The organism is Novosphingobium capsulatum NBRC 12533, from assembly GCF_001598375.1.
GTDB lineage: Bacteria > Pseudomonadota > Alphaproteobacteria > Sphingomonadales > Sphingomonadaceae > Novosphingobium > Novosphingobium capsulatum.
This window is the reverse complement of record NZ_BCYV01000016.1, coordinates 46,933-69,248: the sequence shown is the minus strand read 5'-3', so window position 1 is coordinate 69,248 and position 22,316 is coordinate 46,933. Positions and strand designations below refer to the sequence as shown.

At 67.5% G+C, this 22,316-nt stretch carries 20 protein-coding genes; 16 read left to right on the top strand and 4 right to left on the bottom strand.

The genetic code is table 11. The features are described from left to right. The first annotated feature begins 163 nt into the window (after positions 1-163). From SCA01S_RS15670 to rsmA, 13 genes are all read left to right on the top strand, one after another. On the top strand, positions 164-1,684 hold the full coding sequence (locus SCA01S_RS15670) for an aldehyde dehydrogenase (protein WP_062787288.1): 1,521 nt from the start codon (positions 164-166) through the stop codon (positions 1,682-1,684). After that, positions 1,681-2,403, top strand: coding sequence for a gamma-glutamyl-gamma-aminobutyrate hydrolase family protein (locus SCA01S_RS15665; protein ID WP_054130775.1), 723 nt, complete (start codon positions 1,681-1,683; stop codon positions 2,401-2,403). The genes SCA01S_RS15670 and SCA01S_RS15665 overlap by 4 nt, the downstream gene beginning before the upstream one ends. Positions 2,404-2,695: 292 nt before the next feature. Continuing rightward, positions 2,696-3,565 (top strand): ABC transporter permease, encoded by an 870-nt coding sequence (locus SCA01S_RS15660; RefSeq protein WP_028658376.1) that lies wholly within the window; start codon positions 2,696-2,698, stop codon positions 3,563-3,565. Further along, a complete protein-coding gene (locus tag SCA01S_RS15655) occupies positions 3,565-4,416 on the top strand; it encodes an ABC transporter permease (RefSeq protein ID WP_062787285.1) in 852 nt (283 codons plus the stop codon). Before SCA01S_RS15660 ends, SCA01S_RS15655 begins: the two co-directional genes overlap by 1 nt. Before the next feature lie 19 nt (positions 4,417-4,435). Then, positions 4,436-5,551, top strand: a complete 1,116-nt coding sequence (locus tag SCA01S_RS15650; protein ID WP_062787282.1) for an ABC transporter ATP-binding protein — start codon at positions 4,436-4,438, stop codon at positions 5,549-5,551. A gap of 389 nt (positions 5,552-5,940) precedes the next feature. Beyond that, the gene (locus tag SCA01S_RS15645; RefSeq protein ID WP_022678247.1) at positions 5,941-6,291 is read left to right on the top strand and encodes a DUF3147 family protein; all 351 of its coding nucleotides are present in this window, start codon (positions 5,941-5,943) and stop codon (positions 6,289-6,291) included. Between the two features lie 28 nt (positions 6,292-6,319). Next, positions 6,320-6,850, top strand: coding sequence for a nuclear transport factor 2 family protein (locus SCA01S_RS15640; protein ID WP_062787279.1), 531 nt, complete (start codon positions 6,320-6,322; stop codon positions 6,848-6,850). A 101-nt stretch (positions 6,851-6,951) separates the two neighbouring features. Further along, positions 6,952-8,295: an NAD(P)/FAD-dependent oxidoreductase gene (locus SCA01S_RS15635; RefSeq protein ID WP_062787276.1), complete on the top strand. Its 1,344-nt coding sequence runs from the start codon at positions 6,952-6,954 to the stop codon at positions 8,293-8,295. Between the two features lie 26 nt (positions 8,296-8,321). Continuing rightward, on the top strand, positions 8,322-9,665 hold the full coding sequence (locus SCA01S_RS15630; protein WP_062787274.1) for a glutamine synthetase family protein: 1,344 nt from the start codon (positions 8,322-8,324) through the stop codon (positions 9,663-9,665). A gap of 52 nt (positions 9,666-9,717) precedes the next feature. Then, entirely contained in the window at positions 9,718-10,785 is a 1,068-nt protein-coding gene (locus SCA01S_RS15625) for a polyamine ABC transporter substrate-binding protein (protein ID WP_062787271.1), read from the top strand. A gap of 246 nt (positions 10,786-11,031) precedes the next feature. Beyond that, positions 11,032-12,390: a peptidylprolyl isomerase gene (locus tag SCA01S_RS15620; protein WP_043611039.1), complete on the top strand. Its 1,359-nt coding sequence runs from the start codon at positions 11,032-11,034 to the stop codon at positions 12,388-12,390. A gap of 181 nt (positions 12,391-12,571) precedes the next feature. Further along, entirely contained in the window at positions 12,572-13,576 is a 1,005-nt protein-coding gene (gene pdxA, locus SCA01S_RS15615) for a 4-hydroxythreonine-4-phosphate dehydrogenase PdxA (protein WP_054130782.1), read from the top strand. A gap of 2 nt (positions 13,577-13,578) precedes the next feature. Further along, positions 13,579-14,397, top strand: a complete 819-nt coding sequence (rsmA, locus tag SCA01S_RS15610) for a 16S rRNA (adenine(1518)-N(6)/adenine(1519)-N(6))-dimethyltransferase RsmA (RefSeq protein WP_157089009.1) — start codon at positions 13,579-13,581, stop codon at positions 14,395-14,397. Between the two features lie 19 nt (positions 14,398-14,416). Here rsmA and SCA01S_RS15605 read toward each other — a convergent pair whose 3' ends face one another. Genes SCA01S_RS15605 through tsaD form a run of 3 tightly spaced genes read right to left on the bottom strand, consistent with a single transcriptional unit; the run spans position 14,417 to position 17,992 of the window. Beyond that, positions 14,417-15,937 (bottom strand): lipopolysaccharide biosynthesis protein, encoded by a 1,521-nt coding sequence (locus tag SCA01S_RS15605; protein ID WP_054130783.1) that lies wholly within the window; start codon positions 15,935-15,937, stop codon positions 14,417-14,419. Then, positions 15,930-16,943 carry an NAD(P)H-dependent glycerol-3-phosphate dehydrogenase gene (locus tag SCA01S_RS15600; protein ID WP_062787268.1) on the bottom strand — a complete coding sequence of 338 codons (1,014 nt, stop codon included), beginning with the start codon at positions 16,941-16,943 and terminating at the stop codon, positions 15,930-15,932. Before SCA01S_RS15600 ends, SCA01S_RS15605 begins: the two co-directional genes overlap by 8 nt. Then, positions 16,940-17,992, bottom strand: coding sequence for a tRNA (adenosine(37)-N6)-threonylcarbamoyltransferase complex transferase subunit TsaD (gene tsaD, locus SCA01S_RS15595; RefSeq protein ID WP_062787266.1), 1,053 nt, complete (start codon positions 17,990-17,992; stop codon positions 16,940-16,942). Before tsaD ends, SCA01S_RS15600 begins: the two co-directional genes overlap by 4 nt. A 45-nt stretch (positions 17,993-18,037) precedes the next feature. On the opposite strand from tsaD, the gene hemC reads away from it, so the two are divergent. The 3 genes from hemC to SCA01S_RS15580 all read left to right on the top strand — a co-directional run bounded on the left by hemC (position 18,038) and on the right by SCA01S_RS15580 (position 20,635). Further along, positions 18,038-18,991: a hydroxymethylbilane synthase gene (gene hemC, locus SCA01S_RS15590; RefSeq protein WP_084391051.1), complete on the top strand. Its 954-nt coding sequence runs from the start codon at positions 18,038-18,040 to the stop codon at positions 18,989-18,991. After that, positions 18,991-19,668, top strand: a complete 678-nt coding sequence (locus tag SCA01S_RS15585) for a uroporphyrinogen-III synthase (RefSeq protein ID WP_062787263.1) — start codon at positions 18,991-18,993, stop codon at positions 19,666-19,668. The genes hemC and SCA01S_RS15585 overlap by 1 nt, the downstream gene beginning before the upstream one ends. Before the next feature lie 94 nt (positions 19,669-19,762). After that, positions 19,763-20,635 (top strand): hypothetical protein, encoded by an 873-nt coding sequence (locus SCA01S_RS15580; protein ID WP_245652677.1) that lies wholly within the window; start codon positions 19,763-19,765, stop codon positions 20,633-20,635. Between the two features lie 22 nt (positions 20,636-20,657). On the opposite strand, the gene acpA is transcribed toward SCA01S_RS15580, so the two are convergent. Next, positions 20,658-22,301 carry an acid phosphatase gene (acpA, locus tag SCA01S_RS15575; RefSeq protein ID WP_062787261.1) on the bottom strand — a complete coding sequence of 548 codons (1,644 nt, stop codon included), beginning with the start codon at positions 22,299-22,301 and terminating at the stop codon, positions 20,658-20,660. Positions 22,302-22,316: the final 15 nt, after the last annotated feature.

Below are 22,316 nucleotides of genomic sequence, written 5' to 3'. Positions count from 1 at the left end.
ATAAAAAGCCCGCCGCGCTGTCCAGCCCGGATCGTCGGATTGCCACGCGCTTTTCCGCCCACAACCGCTCTTTCGACGCCGGGAAATACACAGAAGCCATGGCTGCCAGACCTTGCACCACGGGCCACAATGGCTATTAGTGATCACACATTGCACCAGCCGGATGAACCAGACGATGACCAGTGCCCCGCCCACCCTGCCCAGCCGCCTGCCGGCCCACCACGTGATCGGCGGCGCCAGCGTTGCGGCCGCGTCGGGCGCCACGCTGGACACCGTCAACCCCGGCACTGGCCAGGTCATCGGCACCCTGCCGGCGGGCGATGCCAGCGATATCGACCGCGCCGTGGCCGCCGCCCGCCGCCGCTTTGAAAGCGGGCAGTGGCGCGACATGAAGCCAGCCCAGCGCAAGAAGCTGATGCTGACGCTGGCCGACAAGCTGGAGGCTGCGGCCGAAGAATTCGCCGTTCTCGAAACCATCGATTCGGGCAAGCCGATCAGCGACACCCGCAATGTCGACGTGCCGCTCGCGCTCGGCACGCTGCGCTTCTATGCCGAGGCGATCGACAAGATCCATGGCGAGGTTGGCCCCACCGGCCCCGACAAGTTCAGCTATGCCGTGCACGATCCGCTGGGCGTGATCGGCGCGATCGTGCCGTGGAACTTCCCCCTGCTCATGGCCATGTGGAAAATCGCCCCGGCCATCGCCATGGGCAATTCGATGGTGGTCAAGCCATCGGAACTGTCCTCGCTCACCGCACTGCGCTTTGCCGAACTCGCGCTCGAGGCCGGCATTCCCGATGGCGTGCTCAATGTCGTCACCGGAACGGGCCAGGACGCCGGCGCCGCGCTGGCGCTGCACCGCGATGTCGACATGATCACGTTCACCGGCTCGGGCCCGGTCGGCCGCCAGCTCATGCGCTATTCGGCCGACAGCAACTTGAAGCGCGTCAGCCTGGAACTGGGTGGCAAGAGCCCGCACATCGTCTTTGCCGACTATCCCGACCTCGATCGCGCTGCGGCGGCCGCGGCCTGGGGCATCTTCTACAACCAGGGCCAGGTCTGCACCGCCGGATCGCGGCTTTTGGTGCAGCGTTCGATCCACGCCGAATTCGTCGAAAAGGTGCTGGCCGTGGCCCGCACCATCCGCCCGGGCGATCCGCTCGACCCGGCGACGCAACTGGGCGCGGTGATCAGTGAAAAGCAGCTGGAAGGCGTGCTCACCCGCATCGCCCGCGCGCAGCAGGAAGGCGCCGCGCTGCGCCTGGGCGGCAGCCGCGCGCGCGCCGAAACCGGCGGGTTCTATCTCGATCCCACGGTGTTCGATACCGTCAGCAACGCCAGCAGCCTGGCCCAGGAAGAGGTGTTCGGCCCGGTGCTGGCGGTGGTGCCCTTCGATACGCCCGAAGAGGCGCTCGCCCTTGCCAACGACACCGAATATGGCCTCGCCTCGGGCCTGTGGACCGGTTCGATCGATATCGCCCACGCCTTTGCCCGGCGCCTGCGCGCTGGCCTGGTCTGGGTCAACGGCTGGGACGCGTGCGACATCACCATGCCCTTCGGCGGGTTCAAGCAATCCGGCTTTGGCCGCGACCGCAGCCTGCACGCGCTGTTCAAGTATGCCGACATGAAGTCCGTCACCATTTCCACGCCCACGCTGTCCTCGCTCGGAGTGCTGCCGGCATGACGCGGCCGCTGCTGGGCGTATCGTGCTGCCTGCGAAGCGGCGGGCCAGAACCGGTGCATGGCGTAATCGACCGCTATCTGCGCGCGCCCGCCGCCCACGCCGATTGCGATGTGGTGCTGGTCCCGGCCCTGCCCGGCCTGACCGACTGGGCCGCGCTCGCCGGCCGGCTCGATGGCCTGCTGCTCACCGGCAGCCCGTCCAACATGGAGCCGTGGCGCTATGGCGCCAGCGCCGGTGACGGGCCGTTCGATCCCGCGCGCGATACCACCACGCTGGCGCTGGGCGATGCCATGCTGCGCGCCGGCAAGCCGGTGTTCGGCATCTGCCGGGGTTTCCAGGAACTCAACGTGGCGTTCGGCGGCACGCTGCAAACCCTGCCCAGCGATGGGCCGGTCAGGCACCACGCCCCCGATGGCGCCAGCCTGGAAGAGATGTTTGCCCAGACCCACCCGGTCAGCCTGACGCCCGGCGGCATCCTGGCCACCGCGCTGGGCGATGCGATCACCGTCAATTCCGTGCATTACCAGGCCGTGGCCACGCTGGGCCAGGGCTTGACGGTGGAAGCGGTGGCACCCGATGGGCTGGTTGAGGCCTTTTCGGCGCAAGTCGGCACGGCACAGGTGCTGGCCGTGCAATGGCACCCGGAATGGGATGCCGATCGCAACCCGGCCTCGGCCTGGTTCTTTGCCCGGCTGGGCCAGGTGCTGCGCGGTAGTTGACGAAAGCCGGCGCGGGCGGGCACATTCGCGCCACAGCGATTTGCGATTGACCGGGCCGGTTCCCGCGCATAAGTGTGATCGCAGATAACGGGGTCACCCCGCAATAGCATAAACCCGACGCACACCAAAAACGGGCGTCACGCAGGCAGGCATGTTCAACCACCCGCTTCGGGCGCCGTCTTGGCGTGTGCCCGCGGCGCCCGGCGGCCCTTCGCGGGGCCGCGCAAACTGGGGAATTGCCACCGATGAGGCCAGGACGCATGAGGCCACGAACCATGGGAACTGCCCGGCGATGAGCAGCGCATCGAACACCAGCAGGCGCGCCTTCTGGGCCGTGCTGACCGCGCCGGCCGCCTGGATCACCCTGTTCTTCGTCGTACCACTCAGCGTGATCTGGGCCTACAGCTTTGGCCGCACCCTGGGGCTGACCGAAGTGGCCGTGACCGGCACGCTCGACAACTACGTGCGCGTGTTCGATCCGGTCTATCTGCTGATCTTTGCCAAGTCGCTGGTCTTTGCCGGGGTGACCACGGCGGTGTGCCTGGTGATCGGCTTTCCCTATGCCCTGGCGATGACCTTTGCCAGCGATCGCGGCAAGATCCTGCTGCTGCTGGGCATCATGCTGCCGTTCTGGACCAACCTGCTGGTGCGCACCTATGCCCTGATGGCGGTGATGCGCACCGAGGGCTACATCAACGACATGTTCGGCCTGTTCGGGTTTGGCCCGGTCGAGATGCTGCACACCAACTTCGCGGTGATCGTCGGCCTGGTCTACGTGCACCTGCCCTTCATCATCCTGCCGCTCTATTCCACGCTCGATCGCATGGACCGCTCGCTGATCGAGGCCAGCCTCGATCTGGGCGCCGGGCACATCGCCACGATCTTCAAGGTCATCGTGCCGATCGCCAAGCCGGGCATCCTCTCGGCAATCATGCTCACGTTCATTCCCGCGCTCGGCTCCTACCTCACGCCCGATCTGCTCGGCGGGCCTGACAGCCAGATGATCGCCAGCGTGATCGAGCGGCAGTTCAAGCGTGCCAACGACTGGCCGTTCGGCGCTGCGCTGTCGTTCATGCTGATGTATCTCACGCTCCTGGCCATGGGCCTGCGCGCGATCCAGGATCGCCGCGCCGCTCGCGCCCGCCCGCAGGGAGACGCCTGATGGCCACTGCCTCCAAGCCGCTCGATAGCAAGCCTGGCCCGCTCGAATACAGTCGCCGCTGGCCGCTGCGCCTGTGGGTGGGCGCGGTGATCCTGTTCCTCTATCTGCCGCTGGCCAGCCTGGTGGTGTTCAGCTTCAACGACAGCCGCCGCACCATCCGCTGGGAGGGCTTCACGCTCGATTGGTACGGCACGATGTGGAACGATTCCGCGCTGATCGATGCCTTTACCAATTCGCTGACCATCGCGTTCATCTCGATGCTGTTCAGCGTGGTGCTCGGCGCCCTGACCGCGATCGCGCTGTGGCGCTTCCGCTTTCCCGGCAAGGGCCTGTTCGATGGCGCGGTAACCCTGCCGATCGTGGTGCCTGAAATCTGCATGGGCGTGGCGATGCTGGTGTTCTTCGGGCAGATCGTGCCCTGGCCGCGCGATCTGGTCTGGCCGTTCGATCTGGGCGCGATCATCATTGCCCATATCACGTTCAGCTTCCCCTTCGTCGCCGTGGTGGTCCGCGCGCGCCTCGCCAGCTTCAACCGCGAGATGGAAGAGGCCGCACGCGATCTGGGCGCCAGCGAATTGCGCGCGCTGTGGGATGTGCTGCTGCCCCATGTGCGCCCGGCGCTGATCTCGGGCGGGCTACTCGCCTTCACGCTCAGCCTCGATGATTTCGTGATCACCTTCTTCACCTCGGGGCCAAACACGGTGACCTTCCCGGTCAAGATCTATTCGATGGTGCGCTTCTCCGTCACGCCCGAGGTCAACGCCGCCTCGACCGTGCTGATGCTCATCACCATCGCGCTCACCGCCATCGGCATGAAGCTGCAGGGTCGCGACCTGGCCCAGGGCCACTGATTTCACACAGGACTTTCCCATGACCCAGCCTCTCATCCAGTTCGAGAACGTGACCAAGCGGTTCGGCTCGTTCATCGCGGTGGACGATGTCAGCCTCGATATCCAACGCGGCGAATTCTTCTCGCTGCTCGGCCCATCGGGCTGCGGCAAGACCACGCTGCTGCGCATGCTGGCGGGCCTGGAAACCCCCACCGAAGGGCGCATCCTGATCGACGGCGTGGACATGAGCACCACCCCGCCCAACCGCCGCCCGGTCAACATGGTGTTCCAGTCCTACGCCGTGTTCCCGCACCTCACCGTGGCCGACAACGTCGCCTATGGCCTCAAGATCGATCGCGTCGCCAAGGACGAGCGCGACGCCCGCGTGGCCGAGGCGCTGCGCCTGGTAAAGCTCGACGAATTTGGCCACCGCAAGCCCGATCAGCTCTCGGGTGGCCAGCGCCAGCGCGTTGCCCTCGCCCGCGCCCTGGTGAAAAAGCCCAAGGTGCTGCTGCTGGACGAGCCGCTGTCCGCGCTCGATGCCAAGCTGCGCGATGCGATGCGCGCCGAACTGGCGCAGATCCAGCACGATGTCGGCGTCACGTTCGTGATGGTCACCCACGATCAGGACGAAGCGCTGGCCATGGCCAGCCGCTGCGCGCTGATGAACCGGGGCCGCCTGCAACAGGTGGCCGTGCCGGGCGATCTCTATGAATACCCCGCCAACCGGTTCGTGGCTGATTTCATCGGCACGATCAACATGTTCGAAGGCCGCCTCAGCGTCGACGAGCGGGATCACGCCGCAGTGACTTCACCCGAACTCGATGTGCCGATCTTCGTCAGCCACGGCGTGACCGGCGCGCCCGATACGCCGGTGTGGGCCGGCATCCGCCCGGAAAAGATCACGATGACCCCGGCCAGCGAAGGCCGCCCCGCCGGCCCCGACGCCTGCCCGCAGGCCAACGTGGTGGCCGGCACGATCGTGCGCTCCGCCTACCTCGGCAGCCAGACGCTCTACGATGTGGAAACGTCCAGCGGCGCAACCTTCAAGGTGGCCCGCGCCAACGGCGAACGCTCGCTCGTCTCCGCCCTGCCCGTGGGCGAGGCGGTATGGCTGAGCTGGAACACCAAGGCCCCGGTCATACTGCTGGGCTGATCGCGGTGTTGGGCGACGCTGTAGATAGAGATTTATATTTCTATCAACGATATAGGAAAAAGTGTTCGCGCAGAGGCGCTGAGGCGCGGAGATTGAAGAGCCTCTCTGCGCCTCTGCGCGAGCCAAATATGCCGACAATCGCCCAATTTCGAACGTGGCATGCGCCAACAGGAAAGCGGGACCCCGGATCAAGTCCGGGGTGACGGTGAGAAAATAATTTATCTCAAATTTCTCGTCACCCCGGACTTGATCCGGGGTCCCGCTTGTTACCATGCGACAATGGCGGCACAAGCAGCAGCTACCCACCCATCCTCACCCCTCCTGCCAGCACCCCATTTGGCCAAGCAGCGCTAGGCAACGCGGCGCGGCTGCCGTAACACCGGCGCACCATGTTGCAGCTTGCTCTCAAGGCCGCCATTTCCGGCGTGCTGATCGCCACCGCCTCCACCCTTGCCAAGCGCTATCCCGGTTTTGGCGCACTGATTGCGTCGCTGCCGCTGGTGTCGGTGATCGGCATGATCTGGCTGTGGCACGATCGCCCCGATGCCGAAAACATGGCGGCCCATGCCGGGGCCACGTTCTGGTATGTGCTGCCCTCGCTGCCGATGTTCCTGCTGATCCCGGCCCTGCTGCGCCACGGCGCCGGGTTCTGGTCGGCGCTGCTGGCTGGTTGCGCGCTCACCATTGCGCTCTACAGCCTGATGGTCTGGATCGGCCCCCGGCTGGGCCTGCCGCTGTAACGCCGTTTTCGTAAGGAGGGAGCCAACGATGCTACGCCATGCCCTGATCGCCGCCGGCCTTTTCGCCCTGCCGCTGGCCGCCGTGCCCCTGGCCAGTCTGCCAACGCCCGTTCACGCGCAGGAAGCGGTGGTGGCGGTGCCCGATCCCGAAAGCCTGTTCACCAGCCCCGATCCAGTGCTCAACCGCAACAAGCAGGCCGCACTCCATATCGTCAAAGACCTTTTGGAATGCGGGCATTGGGACAAGGCGGATCAATACCTTACCCCGGCCTATCACCAGCACAACCCGATGGTGCCCTCGGGCCGCGATACCGTGGTCCATTTCTTCACCCAGGTAGTCAAGGTGCAGCCCAAGGCATGCCCGGCGCACATGGCCACCCCGGTCGCCGCGGTCACGGCCGAGGGCGATCGCGTGGTCGTGAGCATGGTGCGCACGCTCAAGGACCCCAAGAACCCGGGCAAGACCTATACCACCACCTGGTTCGACATGTGGCGCTTTGTCGATGGCAAGGCCGATGAACACTGGGATGGCGCCACCCTGGCTGACGCAGCCCCCTGAATTCCACGCGCCAGGCCGGTGCATGGCACGCACCGGCCTGGCAGCCAAACCCCCAGTGCTTCGCTTGTCGCCCCTTGCCGCATGGGGTAGAACCACAGGTAATGTTGACGCCTCGATCCATCGAGCGGGCAGGACCAACCGGCGAGGATGTGCGGGCCTATCCGCCGTCCTATTACGCCGCCACCGCGCCCATGGCCTTTGCCGGCACGGCGCTGGACCAGGATGTGCAGGCCGATGCCTGCATCATCGGCGGGGGCTACACAGGTCTGGGTGCCGCATTGCGGCTGGCAGAGGCCGGGCGATCGGTCGTTCTGCTGGAAAGCGGGCCTGTCGGCTGGGGCGCCTCGGGCCGCAATGGCGGCCAGGTCCACGTTGGCTGGAACAAGGACCAGCACTGGCTGGCGCGCCACATGGGCAGCGACGGTGCGCGCGAAATGTGGACCATGGCCCGCCATGCGCGCGACCACCTTGATCGGCTGATCGAAAACGATCCCGACCGTTGCGATTTTCGCGCAGGGCTGATCCACGCCGATCACAAGCCTGGCCTGATGGCGCAGACCCATGCCGAGGTGCGCTTTCTGCAAGAGGCCTATGGCCACCACGCGCTCACCCCGCTCGGTCGTGACGACATTCGCGCCATGGTCGACAGCCAGGCCTATCACGGTGGCAGCCTGGATATGGCCGGCGGCCATCTCCACCCGCTCAAGCTGGCGCTCGCCATGGCGCGCGCTGCCCGCGCGGCGGGGGCAGTGATCCATCCGCACAGCCGCTGCACCGGCATTGCGCCCGATGGCCCGCCGGGCACGGCCCAGGCCTGGCGCGTGACCACGCCCGGCGGCACGGTGCGCGCGGGCCAGGTGCTGGTGGCAACCGGCGGCTATGCCACGGGCCTGGTGCCGGCGGTCGATGCTCATGTTCTGCCGATCAACAACTTCATCGCCACCACCGCGCCTCTCGGGCCAGAGCGGGCGGCTGCGCTGATCGCTGGCGGCCAGGCGGTGTCGGATTCGCGCTTCGTGGTCTATTATTTCCGCATCACGCCCGATCACCGCCTGCTGTTCGGCGGCGGGGAACGCTATTCCTGGCGCCTGCCGACCAATATCGCCGCGTTCGTGCGGCCGCATATGCTGCGGGTTTTTCCGCAACTGGCCGATGTGGCGATCGACCATGCCTGGGGCGGCACGCTGTCAATCACCCCACATCGCCTGCCCCATGCCGCGCAGGTTGCGCCCGGCCTGTGGTCGCTCAGCGGGTTTTCCGGGCTAGGCGTGGTGCTGGCGCCGTGGCTGGGTGGCGAAATCGGCGCAGCCATGGCCGGGCTGCCCGCGCCCGCGCTCGATCTGGTACGCCGCCTGCCCACGCCCCGCTTTCCCGGGGGCACCCTGCTGCGCTGGCCAACCATGGCCGCCGCGATGACCTTCTTTGCCCTGCGCGACCGTCTCTGAACCCCTTCTTCCAAGCGAGTGATCCCATGACCGAAGCATTTGCCGAATGGATCCGCGAAAAACGCATCAGCGAGGTCGAATGCCTCGTCCCCGATATCAATGGCGTGGTGCGCGGCAAGGTCTGGCCGGCCGACAAGTTCATCGCCTCGGTCGGCAACATGAGCCTGCGCCTGCCCTCCTCGGTGTTTTCCGTCACCATCACCGGGGACTATGCCGATACCGACGAGGACGATTTCCTCTACCGCGATCCCGACGTTACCCTGCTGCCCGATATCAATTCGATCTGCGTGGCGCCGGGCTTTCGCACCCCCACGGCCTTTGTCGTGGCCGATGCCCTGCACCGCGATGGCAGCGCGTTTGAAGTCGCGCCGCGCCACGTGCTCAAGCGCATGCTGGCCAAATATGCCGCGATGGGCTGGCAGATGGTGGTGGCGCCCGAACTGGAATTCTACCTTACCGAGGTCAATTCCGATCCCGATCTGCCGATCCAGCCGCCGCGCGGGCGCTCGGGCCGCGCGGAAAGCTCGCCCCAGCCCTATGGCCTGGAATCGGTGACCGAATACGAAGACATCATCGAGGAAATCTACGACAATTCGGAAATCGCCTCGCTCCAGCTCGATACGATGATCCATGAAGGCGGCACGGCGCAGCTGGAAATCAACTTCAACCACGGTGATCCCGTGGCGCTGTGCGACCAGGTGGTGATCTTCAAGCGCATCGTGCGCCAGGTCGCGCTCAAGCACGGGGTCTATGCCACGTTCATGGCCAAGCCGATGGAAAGCCAGCCGGGCAGCGCCATGCACCTGCATATTTCGGCGGTGGACGCGGGCGGCAACAACCTGTTCGGCACGCAGGCCGGGCTCACGCCGGAATTCCGCTGGTTCGTCGGCGGGCTGCAACGCTACCTGCCGCAGGTCGTCCCGCTGTTTGCGCCCAACGTCAATTCCTTCCGCCGCATCCGCCCGGCCCACAGCGCGCCGATCAACGTGCAATGGGGGCTCGACAACCGCAGCTGTGGCTTGCGCATTCCCGTCAGCGGCCCGCGCAGCACGCGCATCGAAAACCGCCTGCCCGGCGCCGATGCCAATCCCTATATCGCCATCGCCGCCACGCTGGCCTGCGGCTATATCGGCCTGCAAGAGCGGATCGAGCCACTGCCGCTGATGACCCGCAACGCCTATGACGAGGAGCGCACCCTGCCGCGCAATCTCGATGCCGCGCTCAAGCAGATGATCGATTGCCAGCCGGTGATCGACCTGTTGGGCGAGCAGTTCATCAAGGCGTTCTACGAGATCAAGCTCAACGAACTGGCCGCTTATGACGAGGTGATCTCGTCATGGGAACGCGATCACCTCTTGCTCAAAGCGTGATCGGGCGCCATCCCCCCGCCGTGTCGCCACGCCGCATGGGAATTGAACGAAGATGGTCCATTCGCGCCGCATGTTCCTGCGCCAGGCTGGCCTTGCCGGCATCGGCCTGTCGTTTACCGGCGCGCTGGGCGCCTGTTCGCGCGGCAAGCCGGCGCGGTCGCTCAATCTCTACACCTGGGATACCTACATCGGCAAAAACACCGTGGCCGATTTCACCAAGGCGGCTGGCGCTGGCGTGAACATCAGCCTGTTTGCCAACAACGATGAACTCTTTGCCAAGCTGCGCAGCGGCAACCAGGGCTATGACGTGATCGTGCCCTCGAACGACTTTGTCGAACGCATGCACGCGGCCGGCATGTTGACCGAGCTGGACCACGCCAAGATCCCCAACCTCAAGAACATCGCGCCGCAGTTCCTCGATCCGCCGTTCGATCCCGGCCGCCGCGTCTCGGTGCCCTATACCTGGATCGTCACCGGCATCGGCTATCGCAAGTCCAAGGTCGATGGCGTGCCCGACAGCTGGAAATGGGTGCTCGATTCCGATCGCTACAAGGGGCGCATCGCCCTGCTCGCCGAAGCGAGCGAACTGTTCGAGATCGGCGCCAAATACCTCGGGCATCCGGCCAATACCAACGATCCGGCGGTGATCGCCCAGGTCAAGGCCATGCTGCTCAAGCAAAAGCCCAATATCGCCGCGTTTCATGACGACAATGGCCAGGATCTGCTGCTGGCGGGCGATGTCGACCTGGTCATCGAATACAATGGCGATATCGCCCAGGTCATGCGCGACGATCCCGACCTCGCGTTCGTCGTGCCGCGCGAAGGTGGCATCCTGGCAAGCGACGGCCTGTGTATTCCCCGCAATGCGCCCAATCCCGATCTGGCCTATGCTTTCATCGATTTCGTGCTGGGCGCCAAGGCCGGGGCCGACATTGCCCGCACCATCCGCTATCCCACGCCCAACCAGGCGGCGCTGGCGCTGATGCCCGATGATTACCGCAACAGCCAGGTGATCTTCCCGCCCGCCGCAGCGCTCGCGGCGTGCGAATATTCGCGCTATCGCGGGCAGGAGATGAACAGCCGCTATGAGCAGGCGATGACCCAGGTGCGGGCGGGCTGATTAGGCCCGCCAAATCCCGCCTTTGGCCACGTTTCCCGCAAAGTTTTCCCCCAACCGGCCAATTCCGGCGTTGCATTCCCGGCCGCTTGCCGCCACTCAGCGTGGGTTAAGCCGGGGCAATGCAGGCCCGGGATCGACGCACCATTTCGCATGCAGCCCAATTCGCATGTTGCCTGACAGGAAGTTCGGATCGCCATGAAGTCCATCACCCGGCTGCCCCAGTTCCAGATGCGCCGTGATATTCGTATGGGTCACTGGTGCGGCCGGGCCGCCCTGGCGCTGGGTCTTGCCGCCACGGCCGCCCTGCCGGTGGCCGGCAGCGTGGCCCAGGCGCAAACCGCCGGTGGCGCGCCCGATGCCTCGGGCCAGCTCAACATTCCCGCCAACGTGCAGATCTTTGGCAAGAGCGATCCCAACGTGCGCCGCGCCACCGCGATCGTGAACGGTGAAATCCTCACCGGCACCGATATCGACCAGCGCCTGGCGCTGATCGTCAACGCCAACGGCGGCAAGGTTTCGGCCGAGGAACAGGAGCGCCTGCGCCTGCAGGTGCTGCGCAACCTGATCGACGAAACCCTGCAGATTCAAGAGGCCAAGTCGGCCGGCGTCGATGTTGACGATGACGAAGTCAACCAGACCTACGAACGCGTGGCCCAGCAGAACTTCGGCCAGAACCCGGCCGCGCTCGACAAGTACCTGACCTCGATCGGCTCTTCGGCGGCCTCGCTCAAGCGGCAGATCCGTGGCGAACTGTCGTGGCAGCGCCTGCTGCGCCGCAACGTCCAGCCGTTCATCAACGTGTCTGACGGCGAAGTGCGCGAAATGATGGACCGTCTCAAGGCGGCCAAGGGCACCGAGGAATATCGCATCGGCGAAATCTATCTCTCGGCCAATGATACCAACCGCCAGCAGGTCATGGCCAACGCCAACCAGATCGTTGACCAGCTCAAGAAGGGCGGCAGCTTCGTCGCCTATGCGCGGCAATATTCCGAAGCCTCCACCGCTGCGGTGGGTGGCGATCTGGGCTGGATCCGCCTGGCCCAGTTGCCGCAGGATCTGGCCAATGTCGCCACGTCGATGCAACCGGGCCAGCTTGCCGGGCCGGTGGAAATTCCCGGCGGCTATTCGATCCTCTATCTGATCGACAAGCGACAGGTGCTGACCGCCGATCCGCGCGACGCCGTGCTCAGCCTCAAGCAGATGTCGCTCAGCTTCCCCAAGGGCACCACGGAAAAGGATGCTGCGGCCAAGGCCGCGACCTTTGCCGCCACCGTCAAGACCATCCACGGCTGCGGCCAGGTCGATGCGGCCGCAGCCGGCATCGGCGCCTCGGTCGTCACCAACGACCAGGTCAAGGCGCGCGACCTGCCCGCCGCGCTGCAGGATTCGATGCTCAAGCTCTCGATCGGCGAGGCGACCCCGCCGTTCGGATCGATCGAAGACGGCGTGCGCGTGCTGGTGCTGTGCGGCCGCGACGATCCCAAGGTGGCCGATGGCCCGAGCTTTGAAGAAATGCAGTCGCAGATGGAAGACGACCGCGTGAACAAGCGCGCCCAGACCTATCTGCGCGACCTGCGCCGCGATGCGGTGATTGAGTATAACTGATTTGTTGGCGCAAAGCCGCCACCACCCCCCGACCCCCTCCTCTCAAGAGGAGGGGGAGGCGAACATGAAGCCCACTCCTCTTTAGAGGAGGGGGTTTGGGGGTGGTGGAAACCACGCACCACGACTGCTTCCAACCCGCAACATCCCACCCCTCCACCCACAAAGCCGATAGCGCCAGCCCATGAACCCCATCGCCATCTCCCAGGGTGATCCTGCCGGCATCGGCCCCGAACTGATCGCGGCCGCGTGGATCTTGCGCGGCATGGCGCAGCTGGAGCCGTTCGTGGCCGTGGGCAGCCGCCGCGTGCTGGACCAGGCCGCGCGCCATCGCGGGCTCGACGTGCCAGTGCGCGCCGTGGGCAGCCTGGAAGAGGCGGCCGCGACGTTCGGTTCCGCCCTGCCGGTGCTCGACCTGGGCGATGCTGGCTATACCCCTGGCCAGCCCACCGACGAGGGCGCGATGCTGGCGCTCGAGTCGCTGGACGCCGCCACGCAATTGACCGTGGCGGGCGAAACCTCGGCCCTGGTCACCGCACCGGTATCCAAGAGCCGGCTGGCCAGCGTTGGCTTCAACCACCCTGGGCAAACCGAATTTGTCGGCCAGGCCAGCGGCGTCGCGCCCGAAGACGCGGTGATGATGCTGGCCGGCCCTTCGCTCAAGGTCGTACCAGTCACGGTGCATGTGCCGCTGCACGCCGTGCCCGGCATGATCACCGCCGAGCTGATCACGCGGCGCAGCGCGATTACCGCGCGGGCGCTGGTGCGCGATTTCGGCATCGCCCATCCCCGCCTCGCCGTGGCCGGGCTCAACCCGCATGCCGGCGAGGAAGGCCGCATGGGGCATGAGGACCACAGCTATATCGCCCCCGCCGTTGCCGCGCTCCAGGCCGCCGGCATTGCCGCGCACGGGCCGCTGCCGGCCGACACGATGTTCCATGCCCAGGCCCGCACGACCTACGACGTGGCCATCTGCATGTATCACGATCAGGCGCTGATCCCGTTGAAAGCGCTCGATTTCGATGATGGCGTCAATGTCACGCTGGGGCTGCCGATCATCCGCACCTCACCCGATCATGGCACCGCCTTTGGCATCGCCGGCAGCCGCCAGGCGCGCCCGGGCGCGATGATCGCGGCGATCCGCATGGCCGGGGAATGCGCCGTGCGCCGCGCTGCGGCCGGGGCATGAGCCTGCCCGATCTTCCGCCGTTGCGCGATGTGGTCAACCGCCATGGGTTGCTCGCGTCCAAGGCATTGGGCCAGAACTTCCTGTTCGACGAGCAGTTGCTGGCGCGCATTGCCGCCATTCCCGGCAAGCTCAAGGGCGCCAACGTGCTGGAAGTGGGCCCCGGCCCCGGCGGCCTGACCCGTGCCCTGCTGCGCGCCGGCGCCAATGTCACCGCGATCGAGATGGACAAGCGCTGCCTGCCGGCCCTGGCCGAACTGGCAGAGGCCTTTCCCGGCCAGTTGCGCGTGATCGAGGGCGACGCGACCAAGATCGATCCCGCCACCCTGTTTGACGCGCCCTGGCACGTGATCGCCAACCTGCCCTACAACGTGGGCACGATGCTGTTCACCGGCTGGCTTTCCGGGCAGGACTGGCCGCCGCAGTGGCTCTCGCTCACGCTGATGTTCCAGCTGGAAGTGGCAGAGCGCATCGTCGCTGCTTCCGCCAGCGATGCCTATGGCCGGCTGGCGATCCTGTCGCAATGGCGCGCCGCGCCGCGCATTGCCATGAAAGTGCACCGCAGCGCGTTTACCCCGCCGCCCAAGGTGATGTCGGCCGTGGTCCACGTGACGCCCGCGACCATGCCCGAGGGGGTTTCGGCCCGCATGCTGGAACGCGTGACCGAGGCGGCATTTGGCCAGCGCCGCAAGATGCTGCGGCAGTCGCTCAAGGGCGTGCCCGGCGCGCTCGCTGCCCTGGAAACGCTGGGCATCGATCCCTCCCGCCGCGCCGAAACGCTGGACGTGGCCGATTTCGTGGCGATTGCCCGCACCCTCTCCTGACGAAACGGAACGAGGGCGTTCAGTTCTTGTGCTTGCGGAACAGCACCCGGTCTTCCGGGCCAAAGCCGCGCCGCCAGATCACCAGGCCATAGACGCCCAGGATCGCCGGAATGCCCAGGCTGACCTCGATCCATTCCGGCAGCAGGCGCGCCAGCATGCCCACGCCCACCGCCGGCACTGCCGCCCACAGCAGCGCCCAGCGCCAGTTGCTGATCTTCTGGCCCAGGATGCTGCCCAGCAACCGCGACTTGAGCAGCGAGGCGAGGCCCAGTGAAATGACCAGGGCCAGCGCGGCGCCCATCGCCTCAACCGTGCCGTCATAGCCCAGTTCGCGCGCGGCCACGATCAGGCCCACGGTCAACCCGGCCTGCAGCGCGATCGTGCCCAGGCTGATCCACCAGTTGCGCAGCCGCGCCACATAGATCAGCGCCGCCTCACTCACCACGGCAGGTGCGGCCACCACTTCGGCCGCCAGCAGCAGCGCGAGCGAGCCGGTGCCGGCCACGAAATTCGGCCCGAACAGGCCCATCACGCCCTTGCCCGGCAGGCCCAGCGCCAGGGCGATGCCGGCTTGCGCGGCGGTGATCCAGAAGCCCACCTGGCACACCTGGCGGGCGATCGCGCCCAGGTTGTTCTCGCGCAGGTTGCGGGTGATCACCGGGCCCAGGATCGGCTCGAAACTGGTCTTGAGCTTTTGCGGCAGCGTGGTGACCTGCTGCGCCACGTAATAGATGCCGACCACGGCGGCCGGCGCAAACGTGCCGAGGATGAACAGGTCCAGCTTGCGCGTGCCCCACTCCACCGCGTCGGCCCCGGCCAGCGGCAGGTTGCGGTTGGCCAGGCGCAGCAGCGCACCGGGGCGTGGTGCCCACTGCCGCGGCAGGCCATAGCTTTTGACCAGGGGCACGAAGGCGGTAATCATCGCCGCCAGCATCGCGGCGGCATAGGCCAGGATCAGCCCACTTTCGCGCAGCGGCAGCCACCAGGCGCCGGCCAGCCACAGGCCACCGGCGGCCAGCGACTGCGTCCACGGTTCCACCACGGCGCGGGCGCGCACGGTGGCGCCCACGTCAAAGCGATAGGCCAGCGCCGCCAGCGCCACATCGCCCAGCGCGCGCGGCAGGATCGCCATGGGCAGCAGGCGTTCCACCGGGGTGTAATCCCCGCTCGGGAACATCATGATCGGCACCAGCCACAGCAGCAGCCCGCACAGCACCGACACCAGCGTAGTCAGCAGCAGGGCATCAGCCACGGTGGTGGCACTGGCACGATCTTCCTTGGCCAGTTGCTGGGCCAGGCCGCGCTTTTGCCCGAGGGTGGCAAGCTGCGCCGCCAGTTCCACCACCAGCGTGGCCGAGGCATAGCGCCCGAGCGTGGCTGCACCATAGAGCCGCCCGGCGATGAACAGGAACGGCACGCTGGCCGCCAGACGCAGCACGAAGCCAAAGAAATTGGTCCGCCCACCCTTGGCCAGCGCGGCAATATCGGCCTGTTCGGCCTGCGCGTCGGTCGGGTTTGCGGGAAGAGCCGGATCAGCCAAGCGGGCGTTCCGCACGCAAGGGCCGCGCCAGCAGGCTGGCGACGACATCCCGGGCAGGCGCCTGGCCACGCACCAGGGTAACGACCGCATCGACGAGCGGCATGGCAATTCCCTTCTGGCGGGCAAGATCGGCGAGCACGGGCGCGGTATACGCCCCTTCGGCCACGGTGTTGCGGCCTGACAACGCCTCAGACGCGCTTTGGCCCTCGCCCAGCGCCTTGCCCAGCGAAAAATTCCGGCTCGACGCCGATGAGCAGGTCAGCACGAGATCGCCCAGACCCGATAGCCCGGCCAGCGTTTCGGCCTGCGCGCCCATGGCCAGGCCAAAGCGCTGCATTTCGGCAAAGCCCCGGCTGATCAGCGCGGCACGGGCATTCTGCCCCAGGCCGAGCCCATCGACCACGCCACAGGCGATCGCCAGCACGTTCTTCACCGCGCCGCCGATTTCGGCGCCGATCACATCGGCCGAATAATAGGGGCGGAACGTGGGCCGCGCCACGGCCGGAGCCAGGCGCTGCCACTGCGTTTCGCCGCCGGAACAGGCCAGCGTCACCGCCGTGGGCAGGCCGGCGGCCACTTCGTGGGCAAAGGTCGGGCCAGACAGCACCGCGACATGCGCGGCAGGCGCGGCGGCGTGCGCCACTTCGGCCATCAGCCGGCCGCTGCCCGCCTCGATCCCCTTGGCGCACAGCACCAGATCGCCGGCATAATCGGGCAGGCCAGACAGCACCTGGCCCAAGAATTGCGCGGGGGTAACCCACAGCAGCACTGGCAGCGTGGCCATCGCGGCCAGATCGCTGGTGGCGGTGATCGTTTCGGCCAGCGCAGCGCCGGGCAGATAGGTGGGATTGCGCCGCTCGCGGTTGAGCGTGGCGACCAGGCTTGCCTCGCGCGCCCACAGCGCCACGGGGCGCCCGTCGCTGGCCAGCATCTGCGCCAGGGCCGTGCCCCAGGCGCCCGCGCCGATCACGCCAATCGCCGGCGCGGTGGCAGGACCGCCGCTCATGCCTTGACCCCGGCGCCGCGCACGGGGGCGGCATTATCGTCAAGCGGCCAGCGTGGCCGGGCCGGCAGGTCGAGCGGATCGGCCTGCCCGAGGGCGAAGCGTTCCGCCCCGGCCCAGCCGATCATCGCGGCATTGTCAGTGCACAGCTTTACCGGGGGCGCCACCAGCGGCAGGCCAGCCTGCGCCGCCAGCCCTTCAAGCGCGGCGCGCAAGGCGGCATTGGCAGCAACGCCACCGGCCACGACCAGCGCGGTCATCCCCGGTGCGCACTGCGCCAGGGCGCCGCGCGTGCGATCGATCACGCAATCGATCGCAGCCTGCTGGAACGAGGCCGCCAGATCGGCCGGGGCATAGGCGCCCGAATCGCGGGCGCGCAGCACCGCGCTCTTGAGGCCGGCGAACGAGAAATGCGGTTCGCCACTGCCCACCAGCGGGCGCGGCAGCGGCACGGCGCGGGGATCGCCCTCGCGCGCCAGGCGCTCCACCGCCGGGCCACCGGGATAGCCCAGGCCGAGCACCTTGGCCGTCTTGTCGAACGCTTCGCCCAGCGCATCGTCGATCGTCGTCGCCAGGCGGCGATAGCGGCCCAGCCCCATCACTTCCAGGATCTGGCAATGCCCGCCCGAGACCAGCAACAGGCAATAGGGATAGGCCAGGCCCGGATCGGCCAGGCGCGGCGAGAGCGCATGCCCTTCAAGATGATTGATGCCGATCAGTGGCTTGCCACTGGCCATCGCCAGCGCCTTGCCCGTGACCAGCCCGACCATCACGCCGCCGATCAGGCCCGGCCCGGCCGTGGCGGCAATGGCGTCCATGTCGTCCAGCGTCATCCCGGCATCGGCCAGCGTGGCCGCCACCATCGGGGCGATAACATCGGCATGGGCACGGGCAGCAATTTCGGGCACAACCCCACCATAGGGCCGATGCGCGTCATCCTGAGAGGCGATGCGCTGGGCCACGATACGGGCGGCAAGCGTGGTGGCGCTGCCGTCGATAACGGCAACGGCGGTTTCGTCACACGAGGATTCTATGCCAAGGATCAGGGCCATGCGGAGCTTTCCCTTAGAGATAATCCCGTTTACGGCAAGCCACGCATGATCAACCCGTCTCACAACCCGTCGCAGGCGCCTGACAAACCATTGCGCCTTGGCACCCGCCGCTCGCCGCTGGCCATGGCCCAGGCCGAGGAAACCCGCGCGCGGCTGTGCGCGGCGCACGGCTGGCCCGAAAGCGCGGTGGAGCTGTGCCCGCAGGTGGCCAGTGGCGATCGCATCCAGGATCGCCCGCTGGCCGAAATCGGCGGCAAGGCGCTGTGGACCAAGGAACTCGACGCGGCGCTGCTGCATGGCGAGATCGATTTCGCGGTCCATTCGATGAAGGATGTGGAAACCATCCGCCCTGACGAGATCACAATCGCTGCCGTGCTGCCACGCGCCGATGTGCGCGATGTTTTGGTAGGAGCGGCCAGCATCGCCGCCATCCCGCCCGGCGCCAAGGTGGGCACCAGCGCGCCGCGCCGCGCCGCGCAGATGCTGCACGCCCGGCCTGATCTGGAAATCGTGTCGTTTCGCGGCAACGTCGCCACGCGCCTCGCCAAGCTGGAGGTGGGTGAGGCTGATGTCACACTGCTGGCGGCGGCCGGGCTGCAACGCCTGGGCGAAACCGGCGTGGGCCATGTACTGCCGGCTGAGGAATGGTTGCCCGCCCCGGCGCAAGGCGCGATCGGCATCGAATGCCTGGCCGCGCGCGAGGATGTGCGCGCGCTGCTCGCCGCGATCGACCACGGGCCCACCCATGCCGCGATCCGCGCCGAACGCGCGCTGCTGACCGGCCTTGGCGGCACGTGCCACAGCCCGATCGCGGTGCTGACCTCGGCCGAGGGCGACGACCTGGTGCTGCGCGCCGCGCTGTTCAGCCCCGATGGCGCGCTGCGCGTGGAAGACAGCGCGCGCTTTGCCGCCAGCGACACCGCCACGCCGCTCGAACTCGCCCGCCGCCTGCTCGCCAGCGCGCCCGAGGGCATCACCGCCTTTTTCCACGGCGGCTGATGCGTCCGCTGCTGGTCCTGCGGCCGCAGCCCGGCAACGCCGCGAGCGTGGCCGCTGCGCAGGCGCTGGGGCTGGAGGCACTGGGTGCGCCGCTGTTCGCGATGCAGGCGGTAGCGTGGCAGGCGCCCGATCCGGCCGGCTATGCCGCGATCCTGGCGGGCAGCGCCAATCTCTTTCGCCTGGGCGGGCCAGACCTGGCCACCCTTCGCGCCCTGCCCGTGCTGGCCGTGGGCGCGGAAACCGCGCGCGAAGCGCGAGGCGCAGGCTTTGCCGTGGCGCAGACCGGCGAAGGCGGCCTGGCCGACGTGGCGCGGGGCTTGGCGCCAGGGCGCTATCTGCGGCTGTCGGGCGCCGATCCGGTGCCGCTCGCCCTGCCCGAGGGCGTGGTGGTGGATACCCTTACGCTCTATGCCGCACAGCCGTTGCCCCTGGCGCCCGCCGCGCAGGACATGCTGCGCCGCCCTTGCGTGGTGGCGCTGCATTCGGGCGAAGCGGCGCGCCATTTTGCCCAGGAGTGCGGCCGGCTGGGCCTGGCGCGCGGCCATGTGGGCCTGGCCTGCCTGGCGCCGCGAATCGCGCAGATGGCCGGCGTGGGCTGGCAAGCCGTTGAAATTTCCGCAATGCGGCGCGATCAACCATTGCTGGCGCTGGCCCGGCAAATGTGCCAGAACCTGTGACTTCGGGGCCACGAACAAGCGAAAAAGATTGATGCAGGATACGCCATACGCACAAACAAATCCGCCGCGCCGCCGTGGCGGGGGACGGTTGCTGGTGGGGTTGGTGCTGATCGTGATCCTGGCCCTGGGCGGCGCCGGTGCCTGGCTCGCCGCGCGCGAAGGCTGGCTGCGGCTGGACCTTGGCCCAATGGCCAGTGCCAGTGGCGATGTACCCGCCGCCGTCGCCTCCGAAGCGGTCGTGGCCGCTGCCAGCAGCGCGGCGAGCGATGCCGTGCTCGCCAGCACATCGGCCAAGGTTTCCGCGCTGGAGCAGCGCCTGGCCGAACTGAACCAGCAGGCCAATGCCGCCGCCGGCCAGGCCAGCCGCGCCGAAGCGCTGCTGGTGGCCTTTGCCGCGCGCCGCGCCATCGAGCGCGGCCAGCCGCTGGGCATCCTGGAAAACCAGCTGCGCGTGCGCTTTGGCGCCAGCCAGCCGGGCGCGGTGGACCGCGTGATCGCCGCCGCCGCCCACCCGGTCACGCTGGTCAACCTGTCGGAAGAGCTGGCGGGGATCGAGCCGCAGCTGATGGGCAAGACCCCGCGCGGCAATACCTGGGACTGGATTTCGGGCCAGATCGCCGGCCTGTTCGTGATCCGCCACGATGAAGGCCCCAACGCCACGCCCGAGGCGCGCGCCGATCACGCCCGCCTGGCGCTGGCCGGTGGCCGCGTCGACGCCGCGATCAGCGATGTGGAGCGCATGCCCGGCAAGGACGCCGCCACCGAATGGCTGGCCCACGCCCGCGACTGGGTGGCGGCGCAGCATGCGCTGGACCAGTTGGAAACCGCCGCGATGGTGCTGCCCGCGCCGCAGCCCTTGCCGCCGGTGGCAGCCCCTGCCGGCCAGGCCCCGGCGCAAGCCGCGCCGCAGCCCACGCCAACGCCCAGCCCAGCCCCACAGGCGGCGCAGACCGACACCGCCGCCTGAGCGCCGGCGCCGGCAGCGCTGATCAGACGATCAGCGCGCCGGTCAGGTCACCGGGCGGCGGTCCGCCTGCGGCGATCATCGCCTTGTCCCGCTCGACCAGCCCCGGCAGGGTCTTGAGGCCAAAGCGCCGCACCAGGAAGCGCGCGATCGAGCCGGTATCGTAGATCGTGTGATCGACATGGCCGCGCCGCGCATGAGGCGAGACGATCAGCGCGGGAATGCGCGTGCCCGGCCCCCAGCGATCGCCCTTGGGCGGGGCGACATGATCCCACCAGCCGCCGTTTTCATCAAACGTGATGATCACCAGCATCTTGTCCCACTGCGGCGAGCGGCGGAGCGCATCGACGACCCCGGCGATATGGCGATCGCCGGCATCCACGTCGGAATAGCCGGCGTGCATGTTGAGGTTGCCCTGCGGCTTGTAGAACGTGACGGCCGGCAGCTTGCCCGCCGCGGCATCGGCCAGAAACAGGTTGGTGCGCGCGGTTTCGCCCATGCCGGCGTCGCGCAGATGGCGTTCGCGCGCCGCCGTGCCCGGCGCCAGGTTGGCGAAATAGTTGAGCGGCTGGTGATGCGGCTGGAAATTGGGGCGGGAGGGAAACGCCGCGCTATTGGCGCGCCCTGCCATCGCCTCGTCCCAGCCACCGGCGTACCACGCCCACTCCACGCCGGCTTCGGTCAGCCGATCGCCGATATGGGCATGGGTCTGCGGCGGCAGGGTCTGCGAAGTGACCAGGGCCATCCCCGGCCGGGCCGGATCGGCCTGGTAGGTGGGCAGATAGGGCGGCAGCATGGTGTTGACTGCGCGGTGATCGGGCGTGATCGAATCGGCAACAAAGCGCACCGGGCCATCCATCGCGCTGGCTGGCGTACCGGGCTTGAGCAGCGGGCGCGGCGGATCGCTGTAGGCCGGATCAAGCTTGACCACGCGATCTTTCGCCGGGCTCTTGTCAGCGTCCGGGTAATAGGGCGGCGTGGCGGCAACCAGGTATTGGTGGTTGAGGAACGAGCCGCCGAAAGCGCCCATGAAGAAATTGTCGCATAGGGTGAATTCGCGCGCCACCTGCCACAACCGCAGGTTGGCCCGCACATCGCCATAATGGCCCATGACCAGCCCGCCGCTATCGCCCCAGGCGACAAAGCCATCGTTGCGCCCGCCGTTGATCTGCCACTGGTTGTTGTAGAAGCTGTGGATCAGGTCACGCGTCACCACGCCATGGGGCAGCGGATCGCCTTCGGGCGTCTTGAGCGCAAAGGGCGCATTGGGCAGGCCGGTTATGGCGTCTTCGTCGATATGGAACTCGGCGTGTTCCACCACCTGCTTGTCGGGCACCATGCCTTCCCAGACCTTGGGCAGGGTTTCCAGCACGCGGCCATCGCGATCGCGCTGCCGGGCCCGCTCCACCGGCACGGCGGCAAGCGGCTGCTGCAGCCCCGGAAAATCGGGGAAGAGATTGTTGAAGCTGCGGTTTTCGGCATAGATCACCACGACCGTATCGATCTTGGCGCGCAGTGCGGCATCGACCTTGGCGCGGCTTCCGGCCCCGGCGCGCGGGGCGGCAGCCGCGGCATCAACCCCGGCGGCAGCGCCGGTAATGGCAAGCCCGGCCAAAAGGCTGCGGCGATCGAGGGCGGGGCCGGCGGGCTTGTCGGATTGGTCGCTCATGCTGGGCTTTGTTCC